Annotated in this window: 14 protein-coding genes; 6 read left to right on the top strand and 8 right to left on the bottom strand. The window is 63.7% G+C overall.

Going from position 1 to position 17315, the window contains the following annotated elements:
• The first annotated feature begins 4 nt into the window (after nucleotides 1-4).
• On the top strand, nucleotides 5-1279 hold the full coding sequence (locus ACOVRJ_RS23105) for a hypothetical protein (protein ID WP_422046171.1): 1275 nt from the start codon (nucleotides 5-7) through the stop codon (nucleotides 1277-1279).
• The gene (locus tag ACOVRJ_RS23100) at nucleotides 1257-1793 is read left to right on the top strand and encodes a hypothetical protein (protein WP_422046170.1); all 537 of its coding nucleotides are present in this window, start codon (nucleotides 1257-1259) and stop codon (nucleotides 1791-1793) included. Before ACOVRJ_RS23105 ends, ACOVRJ_RS23100 begins: the two co-directional genes overlap by 23 nt.
• A 536-nt stretch (nucleotides 1794-2329) precedes the next feature.
• Here ACOVRJ_RS23100 and ACOVRJ_RS23095 read toward each other — a convergent pair.
• From ACOVRJ_RS23095 to ACOVRJ_RS23080, 4 genes are all read right to left on the bottom strand, one after another.
• Entirely contained in the window at nucleotides 2330-4273 is a 1944-nt protein-coding gene (locus tag ACOVRJ_RS23095; RefSeq protein WP_422046169.1) for a TonB C-terminal domain-containing protein, read from the bottom strand.
• A 169-nt stretch (nucleotides 4274-4442) separates the two neighbouring features.
• Nucleotides 4443-5693 (bottom strand): class I SAM-dependent methyltransferase, encoded by a 1251-nt coding sequence (locus ACOVRJ_RS23090; protein ID WP_422046168.1) that lies wholly within the window; start codon nucleotides 5691-5693, stop codon nucleotides 4443-4445.
• 53 nt (nucleotides 5694-5746) lie between these two features.
• Nucleotides 5747-7369: a hypothetical protein gene (locus tag ACOVRJ_RS23085; protein ID WP_422046167.1), complete on the bottom strand. Its 1623-nt coding sequence runs from the start codon at nucleotides 7367-7369 to the stop codon at nucleotides 5747-5749.
• Nucleotides 7370-7517: 148 nt separating this feature from the next.
• Nucleotides 7518-8357: a GntR family transcriptional regulator gene (locus ACOVRJ_RS23080; RefSeq protein ID WP_422046166.1), complete on the bottom strand. Its 840-nt coding sequence runs from the start codon at nucleotides 8355-8357 to the stop codon at nucleotides 7518-7520.
• Here ACOVRJ_RS23080 and ACOVRJ_RS23075 point away from each other — a divergent pair.
• The gene (locus tag ACOVRJ_RS23075; protein ID WP_422046165.1) at nucleotides 8356-8532 is read left to right on the top strand and encodes a hypothetical protein; all 177 of its coding nucleotides are present in this window, start codon (nucleotides 8356-8358) and stop codon (nucleotides 8530-8532) included. The two genes, ACOVRJ_RS23080 and ACOVRJ_RS23075, sit on opposite strands and share 2 nt — an antisense overlap.
• Nucleotides 8533-8603: 71 nt before the next feature.
• On the opposite strand, the gene ACOVRJ_RS23070 is transcribed toward ACOVRJ_RS23075, so the two are convergent.
• The 3 genes from ACOVRJ_RS23070 to ACOVRJ_RS23060 all read right to left on the bottom strand — a co-directional run bounded on the left by ACOVRJ_RS23070 (nucleotide 8604) and on the right by ACOVRJ_RS23060 (nucleotide 13429).
• On the bottom strand, nucleotides 8604-9836 hold the full coding sequence (locus ACOVRJ_RS23070; RefSeq protein WP_422046164.1) for a DUF5009 domain-containing protein: 1233 nt from the start codon (nucleotides 9834-9836) through the stop codon (nucleotides 8604-8606).
• A gap of 103 nt (nucleotides 9837-9939) precedes the next feature.
• Complete coding sequence (locus tag ACOVRJ_RS23065; protein WP_422046163.1) at nucleotides 9940-12585, bottom strand: TonB-dependent receptor; 2646 nt, start codon at nucleotides 12583-12585, stop codon at nucleotides 9940-9942.
• Between the two features lie 52 nt (nucleotides 12586-12637).
• Nucleotides 12638-13429: a chitinase gene (locus tag ACOVRJ_RS23060; protein WP_422046162.1), complete on the bottom strand. Its 792-nt coding sequence runs from the start codon at nucleotides 13427-13429 to the stop codon at nucleotides 12638-12640.
• 190 nt (nucleotides 13430-13619) lie between these two features.
• Between ACOVRJ_RS23060 and ACOVRJ_RS23055 the strand changes: the two genes are divergently transcribed.
• Nucleotides 13620-14288: a response regulator transcription factor gene (locus ACOVRJ_RS23055; RefSeq protein ID WP_422046161.1), complete on the top strand. Its 669-nt coding sequence runs from the start codon at nucleotides 13620-13622 to the stop codon at nucleotides 14286-14288.
• Nucleotides 14288-15724, top strand: a complete 1437-nt coding sequence (locus tag ACOVRJ_RS23050) for a sensor histidine kinase (protein WP_422046160.1) — start codon at nucleotides 14288-14290, stop codon at nucleotides 15722-15724. The genes ACOVRJ_RS23055 and ACOVRJ_RS23050 overlap by 1 nt, the downstream gene beginning before the upstream one ends.
• 8 nt (nucleotides 15725-15732) lie before the next feature.
• Here ACOVRJ_RS23050 and ACOVRJ_RS23045 read toward each other — a convergent pair whose 3' ends face one another.
• A complete protein-coding gene (locus ACOVRJ_RS23045) occupies nucleotides 15733-16650 on the bottom strand; it encodes a LysR family transcriptional regulator (protein WP_422046159.1) in 918 nt (305 codons plus the stop codon).
• 90 nt (nucleotides 16651-16740) lie between these two features.
• Here ACOVRJ_RS23045 and ACOVRJ_RS23040 point away from each other — a divergent pair, with 90 nt between their 5' ends.
• Nucleotides 16741-16992: a DUF1127 domain-containing protein gene (locus tag ACOVRJ_RS23040; RefSeq protein ID WP_422046158.1), complete on the top strand. Its 252-nt coding sequence runs from the start codon at nucleotides 16741-16743 to the stop codon at nucleotides 16990-16992.
• The last annotated feature ends 323 nt before the right edge of the window (nucleotides 16993-17315 follow it).

Here is a 17315-nt window from a genome sequence, read left to right as displayed (position 1 = left end):
CGCCATGCTCAGACCTGACATTTTCCGAAACTGGCTGGCGGCCGTGCTGCTGATGAGCTTGAGCCTGTCCTGGGCTCAGGCCCAGCATGGGCCGCATGCCAGCCCGGCGGCCGCCGCCCCAACAGCGCAGACCCCCAGCCCCAAGCCGGCCAGCGTCAAGCCAAAGAAGATGAGTTTGGGCACGGGTGCGGCCTTCGCGCCCAATGGTGACCTGTGGATCACGGGCCTGGACGCCCAAGGCCGCTTGTTCGTGCAAAGTAGCACCGACCTGGGGCAAAGCTGGGACGCTGCGCGGCTGCTGGACATCGGCTCGGACACGGTGTCCGCCGACGGCGAGAACCGCCCCAAGCTGGCCTTTTTCGGCCCCCAAAACTGGGTGGTGATCAGCTACACCAAGCCGCAAAGCAAGCCCTACACCGGCGATATCCGCCTGCTGCGCTCCAGCGACGGCGGCCAGACCTTTGCGCCACCGGTCACCGTGCATGCCGACCGGCAGCTGATCACGCATCGCTTCGACAGCATCGCCTTTGATGCACAGGGCGTGCTGCACACGGTCTGGATCGACAAGCGCGATCTGGAGGCCAGCAAGACCCGCAAGCAGCCCTACCGCGGCGCGGCCATCTACCGCAACGAGTCCAATGACGGCGGGGCTAGCTTCGGGCCCGACCTCAAGCTGGCAGATCACACGTGCGAATGCTGCCGCATCGCCCTCAGCCCCACAGCTGAAGGCGGCATGGCGGCGCTGTGGCGCCATGTCTTTGAGCCGAACCAGCGCGACCATGCCTTTGCCCGGCTGCAAGGTGAGGTACCGACCGTGCAGCGCGCCAGCCAAGACCAGTGGGCGGTGGATGGCTGCCCGCACCACGGGCCGGGGCTGGCGCTTGACGAACCCCGGGGCGGCTACCACGCGGTTTGGTTTGGGCTGCGTGCCGGCGACGCTGCCGTGCGTTACGGGCGTTTGGCCCCCGACGGCCGCCCGGTGGGCGCGGTTCGCGCGCTGCCCGACCCTGCGGCCGAACATGCGGATCTGGCGGCCAGCGGCGCCAAGTTGGCGATCGTTTGGCGCAGCTTTGACGGCCAGGCCCATCGACTGCGCGCCTGGGTCTCCAACGATGGCGGGCAACACTTCGAGCTGAAGGACTTGCGCAGCAGTCCGATGGACAACGACCACCCCCGACTGCTGCTGCGCCGCACAGGCAGCGGCGCTGACACTCGCACCGAGTTTTACGCGCTGTGGCGCACTGCGGAGAAGACCCATGTCATTGCGATTCAACCCTGATTCTGCGCGTCGCGCCCCTGGTAAGCTGGCCCGAATCGGCAGGCGGATGGGTGTATTCGCCGCCGCGACGCTGGTGGCACTGGCGGCTGAAAGCGCACCGCAGAAAGTCGAGCCCTTTCGCGCCGATGCCTGGGCGAGTCTGCAAGACCGCCTGAAGCAGCCGGCCATCGTGGTCTTCTCCAGCACCGATTGCGCCCATTGCCCCGCCGTGCTGCAAGACCTGGCCGCCAACCCGCACAGGCAGCGGTTAAAAGTCCCGGTCATCGCCGTCGTGATGGACCAAGAGCCCGGCAGCGACGACGCCGCGCTGCTGTCCAATCCGCACTACCGCCCCGCCGATCGCCTGATGGCTTTTGAAGGCCAAAGCGCCCAGCTGCGCTACGCCGTCAATCCGCAATGGCGCGGCATGACGCCTTACATTGCCCTGCTGAGACCCGGCTCCGCCGCGCGATTCATCATCGGCCCGCCCGATGCCAGCGAGCTTCGTATGTGGTTGAACACCACTCGCCACTGAAGCCGGATCGCGGGGCGCATTGGCCCAAAAAGGCCCCGAAATCCGGCCAACAATCAGGCGCGATTTGCCCCCGGTTCTTGGGGAATTTGACCGTCGCGCCGGTGCGAAGATGTGAAACATGAACTCACGGCCTCAAACCTCTCCCGACTGCCACCCCGCCCGTCTGACACAAGCGCGAATGCCTTGCCCAGGCCCTGCACCGGCAGCCTGAGCCCCCCCAAGAGTTCTGCGCAGACTTGTTTGTCTGTTTCTCTGACCGTCTCTCTGTCTGTCTCTTCCCCAGGTTTCACAGCGCCCAGGCTGCCTGCCTTCACCGGCAAGCCTCGCCACGCGCTGCCAGCGCAAGTCAGTTGTTTACGTCTTCCACGCTGCAGCCCTACAAGTCAGCCCTGATCATTGAGCATCGAGCTGGCCATGTCCCCAGGGCAGCGTCACGCGCTTTTGACAGCCCCCGGCCGACTCAGTTCCGCCGGGGGCTTTTTTTCTTGCACCGCGCTGCGCTTCTGGGCCTGACTAAGCCTGAGTAGGCCCGACCCTCAATACAAACGGATTGCCGTATCAAAACCCCAGCTACGACGGATTTCGATGACGTCGAATTCACGCGCCAGGGCCGGCGAGAACGGCGGATACGGCGCCTGGCTTTGAATGATGCGGCGGATGGACTCGTCGATCTCGGCCACGCCGCTTGACAGCACAAAAGTCACCGACTCCACCGAACCATCGCTGCGCACCGCCACCGTCACCAAGGGCGTGCGGTGCGGTTTCTTGGCGGCCTCGCGGATCATGTCGAAGGTCTGGTTCAGCTGAAGCTTGCGGCTCCAGAGCTCGGCGTACTGAATCAGCTCGGCATTCGGGTCGCTGCGGCCAAACAAGCGACCGCGGCGCAGGCTGCTGGCCGAAGGCAGAGGTGGTTTCGTATCCGCGGACGCCAAGGGCCGCGTCGGCGCCTGTTGAGCTGCAGCAGCGGCTGCAGCGTCCCGGCGGGCCGCTTCTTCGTCCAGCTGCCGCCCCATGGCACGGCGGGCCGCTTCGCGCCGGGCGTCTTGCTCGGCGCGCTCGGCGTCCAGTTGCGCGCGGGCTGCTTCTTGCTTGGCCTTTTCTTGGCGAGCCGCTTCCTGACGGGCGGCCTCTTGGCGGGCTGCCTCTTGTTTGATCGCTTCCTGCCTTGCCGCTTCCTGGCGGGCTGCTTCTTGACGAGCGGCCGCCTGTTTTGCGGCTTCTTGCCGGAGGGCGTCTTGCCGCGCAGCCTCTAGCCGCTCTGCGGCCTGACGCGCAGCCTCTTGTTGTTGCTGTTGCTGCTGCGCGGCGGCCAAGCGGGCGGCCTCGACCTTGGCCGCTTCCACACGCGCCGCCTCGGCACGCGCAGCTTCCAAACGTGCAGCCTCTTGCTTGACGGCCGCCAGACGGGCCGCCTCCTGGCGAGCCGCCTCGGCGCGTTCGAGTTCTTGTTTGGCTGCCGCTTGCCGGGCCAACTCCACGCGCTCGGCCTGAGCGCGGGCTTCTTCTGATCGGGCCGCCTCAAGGCGAACCGCCGCCTGACGTTCCTGCTCTTGTCGCAATGCTGCTTGCTTGGCGGCTTCTTGACGTTGCAGAGCTTCGAGACGGGCAGCCTCCACTCGAGCGGCTTCGAGACGTGCTGCCTCTATGCGAGCCGCCTCCTGGCGCGCCAATTCCAGCTTTTGCTGCGCAGCTTCACGCATGGCTTGCTGAAGCACTTGCTCACGCCGTTCGGCCTCGGCGCGCTCTTGTTTGAGCTGCAAGGCCAGGCGTTCGGCTTGTTCACGCGCCAGCTTTTGAGCCTCCTCCTGCGCTTTCTCTTGAGCTTCTCTTTCCGCCCTCAACACCTGCGCATAGGCAGCACGGAGATCCGGCATCGAGGCACTCGGGCTGCTGGCTGTAGCAGCCAGTACAGGGGCGGAAGTGAGGGGTGCGCTGGGCACCCGCCAGCGATTCAGCTCCGGCTGATCCAGGGCCAGCAAGGCCGGCGCGGCGGGCACTACAGGGACCTCCGGGGCCTCGGGCTGAGGATCAGGCCGCGGGTCAGATACTGGATCTGCCGACGGCGAGCTCAAAACAGGATCGGTCTTGCCGAGCGCCACACGCGCTGGAGCGACCCGGGGCAAAGACTTGACCTCACTGAGTTCGACGATTTGGAACCCACCCGCTGCGCTGGCGGGCGAGTCGGGCGGCGCCGCAGACTCAGGCTCCGTTGGCTCCCTTGGTTCCACGGCCGACAGGGCGGCCGCCTCCTCCTGCGTCTTGGGCGGCGCCGGCTGCAGCCGAACCTGAATGTCATCGGCCGCCAAACGGCGCTCTTGCCAGGGCAGGTCCAAACCCGGCAGCCCCATGCCCTGGCCACCGAAACTCAGGCTCAAAAGCAAGGCATGGGCGAGCAAGGAGACCAGCAGGGACGTGCTGACCCGCCGTGTTTGCCCCTGCAGCCCGGCTTCGAGCCGCACCTCAACGCCCGACCGCCTCATCAGCACCGGTGTTCCAGCAAGAGCAGCAGTCGCACAAGCGCTTGAGGCGCAGATCCATCCATCACTTCGCTCGCATGAAGAAGAAGAAAAGGTATTGAGCTTGTCTGGCGCTGAAACGCGCAGGCCCGCAGACGATTGCGCCGCATTGTGCCTTGCCAGGCAGCGCCGCTCAGGCCGCCAACAAGGCTTGCAGCGCCTGCTCCTGAATGCCGTAGAAGCGCTTGATCTCGTCGATTTGCGCCAGCAACTCGGCCCGGCGCGCCGCCGACACCGGCTGGCTGCGCTTGACGGCCAGAATCATCTTATTCTTGCTGGTGTGCTCCAGCGCCACGAACTCGAAGACCTGGGTGTCATAGCCCTCGGCTTCCAGCAAGAGCGCGCGCAGGCCGTCGGTCACCATCTCGGCCTCTTGGCCCAGGTGAATGCCGTGTTGCAGCAGCGGGCGCAAGAGCGTCGGCGTTTGCATTTGCGGGCGAAGCTGCTTGTGGCAGCAAGGCGAGCACATGATGACCTTGGCCCCTGCGCGCAGACCAAAGTGAATGGCGTAGTCGGTGGCGATATCGCAGGCGTGCAGGGCGATCATGACGTCCAGCCTCAGCGGCGTGTAGCTGCGCACATCGCCTTGGTCAAAGCGCAAGCCGGTCATCTGGTGCTTGGCGGCGGCAGCGCCGCAGAGCTTGACCATATCGTCACGCAACTCCACGCCGGTGACCTGCGCATCTTTGCCCTGGCTGCGCAGCCAGTCATGCATGGCAAAGGTCAGATAGCCCTTGCCGGAGCCGAAATCGGCCACATGCACATCGGGGCTGTCGACCAGGCCCGAACTCTTCATCGCCGCGGCAAAAATCTCGATGAACTTGTTGATCTGCTTCCATTTGCGCGACATGGCCGGCACCAGCTGGGGTCGCTCTTCCCCGGCGCTGCGCACCTGATGCGTCACGCCCAGGTCCAGCCAGAAAGGCCGGCTCAGCTCCAAGTAACGGTGCTTTTCCTTGTCATGCCCGGCGTCCGTGGCCGCCGGCTGCACGGCCGGCGCCACCTTGCCCATGCGCAAGCTGGGTCGCCCCTTGCGGCTGAACACCAGCTGCACCTCTTCGCCCTGCTGGGTTTGCAAATGCGCGCTGTGGAATTGGGCGCCCAGCAAGCCACTGATCTGCTGCAAGGCCTCGTCAAGGGGGAAATTCTTGGTGATGTCGCGGGTTTGATAACGCCACAAAAAGCTCAAGTGCCGCTCACCGCGCAGGCTCACCTCGCGCAGCGTCAACCGCTCCAGCTGCGCCTCGGTCCCAACGTACTTGCTCAGCAGCAGCCGGCTGAATGTGCCATTGGCCAGCGCCGTCTCCAGCAGGCGCAAAAAGCGCACGCTGGCATCGGTCTTGGAGACCGGCGGGGCGGCATCGGGAATCAGATCGGTGAACATGGGGCGGGCCAAACTTGGGGTGAGCAATCGGCGATTTTCTCACCCCTGGCCTTTCAGTCCGGCCCACGGCGCCAGACGGCAGCAAAAGCGCGCAGCTTGGTCCAGGCAGACACACGTTCATCGGACAAGATGTCCAAGAAGTCCGACAGCCGCTTGGACTTGACCATGGTGAAAACCGTCAGCGCCACCGTGACCGCAAACACGGCGATGAAGTAGAGCAGACGCTCGCTCCAGGGCGCGTCTGCCTCGGCCAGCAGATTCATGCCCAAAAAGCCGGTGGTGATGGTGCCGACCAGGCCAAAAATGGTCACCACCGTCAGGCGCACCACCGTATTGGCCTGGCGGCGGATGCTGTCGGTCTCCAGATAGTTGCTCATATCGCTGATGCGCTCTTTGACCTCGGCATACAAGACGTCCAGCTCCAGATGCTTGGCACACATGCGGAACAGCGCGCGCGACTGCGCCTGCTCGGCCACCTCATGGAACCAGTAGCGGTGCGAGAAACGCAAAAAGCCTTCAAAGCTGGAACGTATAGCGCGCTTGAATCGGCGCACGTTTTCAGCGTCTTGCACATTCAGCCGGCGCAGCGCCTCGACCAGCCGGTCGGAGAACATCAAGAGCGCTGCCTTTTGAAAATGCGCGATCAAAAAGATCAGGAAATGCTGATGCCGAAACTGCGCCAGCACACCCCGGTCGCGGCAACTGAAATAGCTGGCATCGGCTCGCCCCACCACCACCAGCGAGTGGCCGCTGCACAGATAACGTGTATTCGGCGCGGGGCCGACATCGCTCCAAAAGCGGTCATAGCAAAACTTGGCCTCGAAGTCCTGCAGATGCTGATCGCCAAAAGGCAGGCCACCGCTGTCGGACACACCGGCCGGCGCCGTCACCAGGCCCAGGCGCACAAAGTCGCTGCGCGACAGGGCCTTGGGCTCGTCCAGCGCCAAATAAGCCATCACCGGCATGCGGTAGTACTCGATCTGGCGGTAGCGCAAGGGGCCCGGCTCGTCGGAATAGTCGACCACCAAAGGGCGCAGCAGAAAGGCCCAGTGCTCGGCAATGCGCGGCGCGCGGTGCTCATGCACATGGGCAATGTAACGTTCACGCTCCAGCGAATCGGAGGCGGCCAAGACTCGCCCTTCACCATCCAACCACTCGGCACTGGCCAAGCTGTGCAGCGGCAAGCCTGCCGCGTCCCAGCCGGACGGATAGGCTCGCCCCAGTCGGTAAAGCAGGTCTTGGGCCTGATGCAGGCTCAGATCACTGGCACTGACCTCGAGATTCAGCAGCACCACGTCGATGTCAAAGAAGAAATACAGATCGACATGCATGACGTCCAAAACCAGCGGCACATCGCCGGCCCGGCAACACACCCGCAACTGCTTCAAGTCATGGCGGCGAAACACCTTCATGCCCGACTCAGCGCTGGCATCGCCCTTGGCCCCAGAGCGGCGTCCATCGCCATAAAGAAAGCGCTGCACAAAGGGCAAGAAGGTCACAAACTCCTGGTAGTGCCGTTCATGAAAGCGCGCCGCGTCTCCGGTGTATTCATCCACCAGCTCTTGCCACGGGCTGGCCTCGCCGAGCGGGGGCAGCAGCTCCCAAGGCCGACGAGGCGCGCCCGGCGCGTCGCCAACCGGCATCAGGCGCAGCGGCCACAGCAGCGACTGGTGCATGCGCCGGACCTGCACTGCAGCGCTTGCCGAGGCACTCGCTGGAGCAAGGGGCAGGATCGGGGGCGGCTGAGAGCTGGGCATAAGGTGTCCACCAAGAGCGCATGATCGATGCCACCATCATGCCCGCAGGCCGGGCCAGGTCAAGCCTTCAATAGGCGAGGTTTGCGCCGGCGATCAAGCGCTTGCCCATCGAGGCCTGAACGGAGAAGTGAGCCTCGGCACCCTTACAGTCCCGATGTCTCAACTCCAGCACCAGCCCCTCCGGCGATAGCAAGACATGGCTGATACGCAGCAACGCCTCTCCCGAGTGCATGCCCAGGTAATGCGCTTGCTGTGCATTGGCAGCCAAGGCTTCGACCCGATGCAACTGCAGTTGGAAAGCCCCTTTCGACTGCCCCAGCTCGGAAGGCTCGATCAGCGCCGCCGGATCCGGCAATAGCGGCGGTCTGTCGCCGCGCTGGATGCGACTGAGCAACTCGGGCGCCCCATCGTTCGACCCGGCCAGACTCAAGCCATGCCAGACCGCCCCCCCGGCGGCGAGGCCCAAGAGTCGAGCTTCGCTCGCATCGGCGGCGCGCAACCGGCAGCCCAGACTCTGGACGGCCTGGCCCTTGGCAAGGCCTTGCATCGGCTCGTCCGCCATAGCGAAGTCCGGACGCTCGGCTGCCGCTGGCCTTTGCCAGCCCGCCGAGGGCCGCGCAAACGTACCCAAGCCCTGCACCCGCATCAACAGACCGCGCTCACACAGCAAGTCCAGGGCTTTGCGCGCGGTTTCTCGCGACACCTCCAGCAACTCGGCCAAATCCCGTTCCGAAGGCAAGGCCTCGCGGGGCTGCCACCGACCGAGGCGCAGGCCCTCGCGCAACTGCTGCGCCAAGTTCATGTACAGCGGTTGGCGTACCCGCCGCCAATGCCTTGGGCCGAGGCCTTCCGGCGGCGCAGCCTTCATGCGTCGAACCGGGGGCGGATGATGGGCGAGAGTGTCCATGGCTGAAGAGATCGATGAGGGGTCGCGTGGCGCGCTGCGGAGAAGCCGCGCCCATTTCGCAAGCAATGCCGCCAGCACCGGCGTCAGCGGCACTGCTGGTCTGCCCGGACTATCGCCGCCCCTGTCTCAGCGTTTACGCAAGATTGGCTTAAGCCTGCGTCAAGACCGCCGCTGAATCCGGCATCAAGCGCGCACGCATTCAGCCTTGGCGCGTCGCCTCATCGACGTCAACAAGGCCAGCCGCCCTCAGATGCTCAGGCGGACCCCTCGGCTGGCCAGCTGCTTGACCAACAAGGAGATCAAGACCGAGTAAGCCGCACCAAACAGGATCCCGATACCGCCGCTGCGCAGCATCAAGGGCCATTGCCAAGCAAACAGCTGCATCAGCAAGCCAATCACAAAGGGAAGGAGGTAGGCCAACAAGGGATTGGCCGCCACCGGCGCCAGCAAGGCGGTCAAGAGCGGCCGCCCCATCACATCCATCCACTGGTAGAGCATGGCGAAGATCAAGACACTCGCCGCCGCACTGTAGAGCGCCCAACTCGGCGTGGCATAGATCTTGGAAATTTTGAACTCCGGCCGCAGCGCAGCGGCCGCCAGCGCCAGCAGCAGGGCCAAACCCAGCGCCCAGGCAAAGCGGCGGCGACGCGACAAGGACTGACTCTCATCAAAGAAAATCATCGAGGTCAAGGCGCCACACAAAGCAATGGAGGCGTGCACAAAATGCCCGTCCGCACTGAAGAAACCACTCAGCGCCGGGCTTGCCGCCACACCGGGGAGTCGCAACGCCACGAAGTAAGCCGTGCAAGCCGCAATGCAGGCCAGCAAACCCAGCTTATGGCCACGCACGGCCTGGTAGGCCAGGCAGGCGATCAGGTAGGCCCAACCGATCAGGCCCAGGATGCCCCACCACTGCGGCGTCATGCCACCCTGCCCATCCGCACCGCCACGGTACATCCAGGCCAGAGCCGCAAACAAGAGCAAGCCGCCCACACGCCAAGGCAACGCCAAATTCGCGCCCCCGGTCAGCGAGCCCCAGAGCAAGAAGGCCGCGGCGTAGCACAGCAGATTCCACAGCTCGACAGGCAAAACCATCGAAGGCGCATGAAAGCCGCCCCCGCCATTGACCATGAAGAAGCCGATCAACACCAAACCGGCGGCGCGAAGCAAGACATGACCCTGTACCTGCCAGCCGCTGTCCCCCGCTTTGAAACGCTGCTGCAAGGCAAAGGGAATCGACATGCCAACAATGAAAAGAAAGGACGGCAACACCGCGTCGACAAAAGTCATCGCGTCCACATCGGCCGGCATGTGGCCCATCCATTGGGGCAGCCCCGCAACGGCAGACCACTCGTTGACCATCACCATCACCAACACGGTCAGGGCGCGCATCGCGTCTATGGACAAGATGCGCCCGCTGCGCACGGCCGGCAGGGTCCAGTGGGCAGCGCTCAGCCCGGGTTCAGTCCTGCTTGCCAAAACATGCTCCATTCATAGGGAACTCCTGCAGGAAGGAAGTACACAAAAAAGGCGCCCGCCAGCCACAGCCGAGGGCGCCCCGAGGGCGAAGAAACGCCGTCGATCAGTAGTTCAAGGTCGCACGCAAACCGACCATGCGAGGCGGGTTGTAGCTGTTGAAGGTGTAACCGCCGGCATTGCCTTGACCCATCCAGTTCTTGACGACGTTATTGCTCAGGTTGGTACCCCAGAGCTCGACATCCCATTTGTCATTGCCACCGGCGAGCTTGACCGAGGCATTCCAGTTTGTGTATGAATCCTGGTAGTCGCCGATATGTGGGTTGTCGAGGTTGCGGACGCTGAAGTACATGCGGCTCTGATAGCGCATGCCCACCGAGGGCGACAGGCGCAGTCCGCCGCCGATGTCGAAGTCATGGCCGTAGTTCAGCGCGAACGAGTACTTGGGGGCATTCGGCAACTGATTGCCGGTCACATCGCGGATGGCGCGACCCCGCTTAGTCGGGTCATCGCCCAGATACAGGGGCGCGCAAGGCTCGGCCTTGAACTCGGCGCGATAGCCGCAGATCCAGTTGTCATCGTAAGTGGGGTAGGACTTGACCTTGGAGTCCAGCACCGACAGATAGCCCGACAGATTGCCGCCCGCCCAAAGCTTGGACTTGAATTCCAGCTCTAGACCTTGGATCAGCGCATTGCCGATGTTCTCGGTCTTCCAGGCTGTGACCACATCGCAGGCCGGGTTCCAATCCGGGCAGGTCTCGCCGACCCGCAACTTGCGCTGGCCGACCGCATTCATGCCGGTGGCATGCATGTCTTTGTAGTCGGTATGGAAGTAGACCGCACTGACCTCCAGCTTGTTGCCGAAGTGCCGGCCCTTGTAGCCCAGCTCGATATTGCTGGTCAACTCGGGGTTGTATTCCAGGAAGCTGTACTTCTTCGTGCTGCCATCGGTGCAGGTGCCGCCGCCGCAGGTGTCGTACTTGTCACCAAAGCCGCCGGGCCGGTAGCCCGTGGCCCAGGAGCCAAACACCATCTGCGTGGCCGAAAGGTCGTACTGCAAGCCCAGGCGGTACGTGGTCTTTTGCCACTTGGCGCTGTGTGAGTTGACCACCGGCGAGGGGTAGACGCCAACACCGGCGAAGGGGCCCATGTCCTTGGTCAGGTCGGTGCCGTTGTGCGGCGTGCCGGTACCCGGTGCGACGGGGGTGAACTTGCCGTTGTAGTACCAGGGGGTTTCGGCACTCCACAGACCCGCACTGACGCCGCCGTTGTCGGTGCGGCTGTCGCGGCTGAAGCGCACGCCAGCGGTGGCGGTCAGCTTGTCGGCCAAGGCAAAGTCAGCCTGCGCAAAGATGGCCTTGGAATCGACTTGGCGGTCGCCCTGGTTGTAAAACTGCCCTTGCGGCATGGCATAAGGCGCAGCGATCAAATTGTCTTGGGCGAAGTCAATCGCGTTCTTTTCACCCAGGGCAAACAAGCCCGCCACATAGCGCCACTTGCTGAAGCTCTGCTTGATTTGCAGTTCATTGACCAAGGATTTGTAGGTGGAGCTGAGCGTGTAGCTGGCCCAGTCGATTGCATGCTGGTTGCCCCAGTTGCCCCAGGACTCCATCTTGCCCACATCGTCGGCCAACCAGTTCTGGCCGCCGTCGTCGTCATGCTGCTGGTAACGCTTTTGCACCGCATACGCCACCTTGTAGCCCAGCTCGGTGCTGTCGCTGAGCTTCCAGGTGAAGCTGTTGCGGAAGGTGTCGATCGTCATGTCGATCTTGCCTGGCACATTGATCTTGGCAAACCACTGACCTTCGGGGCCGCAAGCAAAGCGGGTGCCGGCGGCCATCTTGCAGTCCTTCAAGCCCACTTCGCCGGCGCCATTGTTCTTGTAGTGCTCAAACGCACCGGTCCATTCCAGGTCCTTGGTCGCGGCCCAGCGTGCGGTCAGGCGGCCGCCCCATTGGTCGGAGTTGCTGTAGTACTCGGACGGGTCGAGCTTGCGGTTCAGACGCTGATCCACATCGGGCTTGCCATCGGGCGAGAAGGTGCCATCAGGCTTTTTGATGCCGCGATCGGTCAGGTCTTGAACCTGCTTGATATAGCCGTCACGTTTGTCCACCATCACGGCGGCACGCAGCGCAAAGTTGTCGCCGAGTGCCAAGTTGTAGACGCTGCGCACCTGCTTGGCGTTGTAATTGCCCAGCTGCAGCGAAGTCCAGCCGTAGTTGTCCTTGAAGTCGGGCTTGGCGGTCAGGATGTTGATGACGCCGGCGGTGGAGTTTCGCCCGAACAGCGTGCCTTGCGCGCCGCGCAAGACTTCCAGCTGATCCAGGTCGAACATCAGCGCCAGCGAACCCTGGGGGCGCGGCGAATACATGCCGTCGATGTGGATGCCTACAGCCGGGTCACCGATCTCGGTGAAGTTGGTCGAGGTCACGCCGCGGATCGAGACCTGCACGCCCGAGTCGCCGTTCGACAAACCGAACTGCACGTTAGGGATGCTGCCGCTCAGGTCCAACAACTCCTTGACGTTGTCGCGCACCAGGTCGTCGCCCTTCAGCGCCGAGACGGCCACCGGCGTCTTCAGCAAGGTGGAATTCACCCGCGTGGCGGTCACCGTCACAGTGGGCAGTTCGCTCTTGTCGACGGTTTTCTCCGCTGCCGTTTGCTGAGCCCAGACGGGCAGGCTCATGCCCAGCGATGCACAAACCGCCAGGCGCACGGCGGTGGGCAGGAACTTCTTGACGTCTTTCCTCATATCGTTTGTCTCTTTCTTGAAATTAGGATCGAAGGGGAACAAAAAAACGGGCTCAGCAGCCCAGCTTGCCTCCCGGCGGGACACCGAAGAGGCCGACCGCTTGGCGGTAAAACATGGCTCGGCGAGCCAGTTGCTTGGCCGCATGAGCATTGCTGGCGGGCTGGTCGCACTCCAGCACGCCATTGATCGAGCGAATGGTGCCGCCCAGGCCGTGCCCCTGGACCATGGCTTGATGGGCCGGCATGGTGTTGGGGCCGTTCTGATTCATCCAGTACCAAATGGCGGTTTGCCAAGCCACCTTGGGGTCGCGCGCGACCCGGTCAGGGTCGGCCCACAGATCCAGGCCGATGGCTTGCCCCGCGGCCAAGTACTGGAAGTTCCACGACAGCTGGATGGGCCCGCGCCCGTAGTACTGCTGACCCGGCGCGCATTGCAGGCCGTTCTCGGTGCTGCAGTACTTGTCGTAGTTGGCCTGGTTGTATTCGCGCACCGCCTTCAACTCATCGGACTCATGGGCAATATTGGCCAAAAAGGCAGCCATCTCCTGGCGCCTCAGGGTCGCATCGCCACTGGCCGCAAAAGCGGGGAAGGCCGTCACCGCCTCCACAAAGCCCTGGTAGGTGTAGAAGGGCAAACGATGGGGAAACAGGCGATCAAACTCGGCCAAGCTCGGCAAGAACTGCCCGGCAGTTGCAGGCTGGGCGAGTGCCTTGCGGGCCGACTCTGTGACCTGCGCCTGGGCCGGCCTGCTCACCATCAGCAATCCGAACTGCACTGCGCCCAACAGGCCGGTGGTCAATAGACCCGCGCGAATCAAGGAGCTCCATCCTGTCTCTGGCTTCATGGCTTGTACTTTCCACCTCGTTGAGGGCGCGGCCTTGCGCTTGAGATCCGCCTTGGCCACTGGTACGTTATTGGACTGAGGCAACTATCGCTGCTGAATGTTCAGCAAAAGATCAGTGCTTTCTTAAGATTGCATTTACACAACAGCACGCCGGGGCAAGGCGGGGCGGCCAGTTGGTAGAGTCGTCCTGATGAAAATCTGCTTGGTAGAAGACGATCTCGAACTGGGCCACAGCCTGCAAGCCCTGTTGCAGGACGGCGGCCACGAGGTCGTCTGGGTGCGCCGCATCACCGAAGCGCGCTTTTGGCTGGATCAAAAAGGCTTTGACGCTTTGGTGCTGGACCTGGGCTTGCCCGACGGCAACGGTTTGGATTTGCTGCGTTCGGCGCGCCAAGCCAACAAACAGTTGCCGATTTTGGTGATCACGGCTCGAAGTGGTATTGAAGATCGTCTGCACGGTCTGGACAGCGGCGCCGACGACTATCTCGTCAAACCCTTTGCCGGGCCGGAGCTGCTGGCGCGGCTGCGTGCGGTGGCCCGGCGCTCCGGTCTAATGGGCTTGGGCGGGGATGGCGAATCGCAGGAGTGGCTGGTCAAAGACCTGAAGCTCGACGAGCGGCGCATGACGGTGAGCCGCAACGGCACGACCATCAACCTCTCCAAAACCGAGTTTGCGATTTTGCTGGCGCTGTTGAAGCTGCCCGATCGCGTGGTCACCCGTCGCGAGCTCGAAGCGCGTGCCCTGCCCAACGCCGACAGCCATGCCCTTGATGTGCACATCTTCAATCTCCGCAAGAAGATCGGCGAGGGCTATGTCCGCACCGTGCGCGGCGTCGGTTTCGTGCTCGAACGCGCCTGATGTCCAGCCCACCACCCAGCGCGCCAGCAGCCCCCCTGGCGCCCGCAACGAAGAGCACCGCCTCGCTGTTTGGTCGCACCTTCGGCAGCTTCTTCATGGTAGTGGCGACGATCTGGTGCGTCTTGATGGTGCGCGAGTTCCGCGAAGTCAGCATCGTCAACACCCGCAACGGCCAAGCGGCTAACAAGATGTGGGCCGAGCAGGCCAAGCAGCAGGCGCTGCTCTGGAGTGCACGCTGGGACCAAGAGCCTGAACTCTTGCAGCGCGGCTTGGCCGAGCAGGAACATCTGCGCGAGCAGGAATGGATGGAAATTGGCTACGAGCCTCCCGTGATTGCGCTGCAGGTCTGGCAGGGCGATCGCATGCTGTACCGCCAAGGCCCGCCCGAATTGGGCGACCGTTTGACCCCCGATGAGCAGCGCTTTGAAAGCGATGCGACTTGGCTGTATGTGGAGGCCCGCGCGCCCGAACAGGGCATCGTGGTGCGGCGCTGGCAAGAGGTACCGGGCGACTGGCACTTCAGCGCCCAAGGCCTGATCTATTACGCCCGCCCCTTGTTCTACAGCCTGCCCATCATGCTGATCGTGGCCTGGCTCTTGCTGCGGGCCGGATTCGCACCCTTGCGGCGCATTGGCCAAGACATCTCGCAGCGCTCGGCCAAAGACTTGTCGCTCTTGCCGGCCAGCCCCTTCAAGGAACTGGCCCCGGTGGTGGACTCGGTGAACGGCTTGATGAGCCGCCTGCAAGAGCGGCTCGAGCGAGAGCGCGAATTCCTGCTCGATGCTGCCCATGAGATGAAAACGCCGCTGGCGGTGATCCAGCTGAATGCGGAGTCCCTGCAGGATGCCGCGCCGCGCCCCAAGGAAGCCGAGCGTCGCCGCGAAGCGCTGCAGCGCATGAACGAAGGCGTGCGCCGCGCCACCCATACGGTGCACCAGCTGCTGGCTCTGGCCCGCTCCGGGGCGGATCATGAGGCGATTGAGCTGCGCTGGCATGACTTGGTGGCGCTGGTGCGCGACCGCATCGTGCTCAGCAGCCAGCTGGCCCTGCAGCGCGGCATTGAAGTGGAGTTGGAGGCCCCCGAAAGCTGCGAGCTGATGATGAACCGGGAAAGCATCGGCGCGCTCGTCGACAACCTGGTCGACAACGCCGTCAAGTACTCCCCGCCGGGCAGCCTGGTGCGCGTCGGCATTGAGCGCCATGAGGATCACATTGACTTGACGGTCAAGGACCAAGGGCCAGGCATCCCTGCCGACATGCGTCACAAGGTGTTCGAGCGCTTTTTCCGCCTGCCCGACCAGAGCCAATCCGGCAGCGGCTTGGGGCTGGCCATCGTCGAACGGGCCGCCGCTCAGCACGGGGCGCAAGTGCGTTTGAGCGAAGGGGCTGAGGGGCTGGGCTTGAATGTGAGCGTGAGCTTTCCGCGCGCCGTCTGATTTTTCCGTTAGCGGGTGGCCTCCGGCCTGTGGGCCACGGCCCTGAGCGCCGCCAAGACCTGCAATGCCCCAGGCGGCAGCACCTCGGGCCGAGCATGCACCAGCACCGACTCACGCGTCATTGGCGGATTCAGCGGACGCAACTGCATGCGTTCATGCAAGGCCAAGACATGCGGGGTGCTGTCACTCTCCTGCGGCATGATGGTCGCGCCATAACCCGCCGCCACCATGCTCTTCATCGCCTCGGTGTAGTTGAGTTCTATGCCGGTCACCGGGCTGAAGCCGGCTTGCGCAAACCAGGCCATGGTGTGGCGGTACATCTGCGTGCCGCTCTCGTTCATGATCAAGCATTTGTCGGCCAACCACTCGGGCGTGACCTCCTCCGGCGCCTCCCAATGCGCAGGCAGATACGCTAGCACCGGATCGCTGCGCCAGGCTTCGCGGTGCAGGTCGCCGAATTCAGCCGGCAATGGCAGGGTCACCACGCCCAAGTCTTGCCGACCTTCGCGCAAAGCCTCCAGAGTGTGATGCGTGCCCAGCACCGACACCTCCACCTCAATGTCCGGATGCGTTTGCTTCAGGCGCTGCAAAACCTCCGGCAAGAGGTAAACCAAGACCCCGGTCTGAGCCGCCAGCCGCACCTTGCCCGCCAGACCCTGCGCATGCCGGCTGACCAATTCGGTGGCCGCTTGCGCATCGCGCAACAAGGCCCGACCCCGCCCGACCAGGGCCTGCCCGGCCGAAGTCAGCTCCACCCCGCGTTTGCCGCGCAGCAGCAGTGGAGCACCCAGGCGCGACTCCAGTTCGCTGATGTGCAAGCTGACCGTTGGCGGGGCCAGATGCAGCGCCTGCGCCGCGGCGGCAAAGGTGCCCAGATCGGCAATCGCCACCAGGGTGCGTACTTGGTCCAGATTCAAAGATCGCATCAGGTTTTCTGAATTGACTATTCAGATGATTCAACTTTTCAAACGATACACCGAATCGGAAGATGCAGCTCACACCCACGGAGCCCCATCATGCAAGCCAACACACCCGCCCAATTGACCTCCCCTCAGCCTGGCGACTCTCTCCTCGCCTCGGCCTATCAACTGATCTCACGAGGGTTCAGCGCTTGGAGCCTGGCGATGCAGCGGCGCCGCCGCGAAGTGCAACTGCGGGCAGAACTCCAAGGCCTCGAATCCCGCGAATTGGCAGACCTGGGCATTGGGCGCGGCGAGTTGGACTACTGGCTGGCCGAGCCTCCGCCTGCCCACGCTCGCCCTGAATGAGAGCAGCCGGAGCCCGCAGTGGACTTCCGGTTGAGGCTCTGCCTCGCGCTTTGACTCGGCCCGCCGCCGTGCTCATGGCGCGCGGGCCGAGTCAAATCGAAGCGGGCGTTTGCGACGGTGGGTGACGCAGGGCGTTCGCGATGCAAGCGCACGGCAGCTCGGGCCGTTGCTGGGCGATTTGCGAGGGGCTGCTTGGAGGCGCGCGCGCAGCGCGCTTCAACATCTGACTTGGCGCCGCATGTTTGAACGAAACGAGCGAAGTGAGTGCAGTGAGGTTCTATGGTTTTTGGCAAGCGCTGATCGTCCCCACCATGCTTGGATCA

Source organism: Roseateles sp. (genome assembly GCF_049240545.1).
Classification (GTDB): Bacteria; Pseudomonadota; Gammaproteobacteria; order Burkholderiales; family Burkholderiaceae_C; genus Paucibacter_A.
The sequence above is the reverse complement of the archived record's forward strand: the minus strand, read 5'-3'. Positions and strand labels throughout refer to the sequence as shown.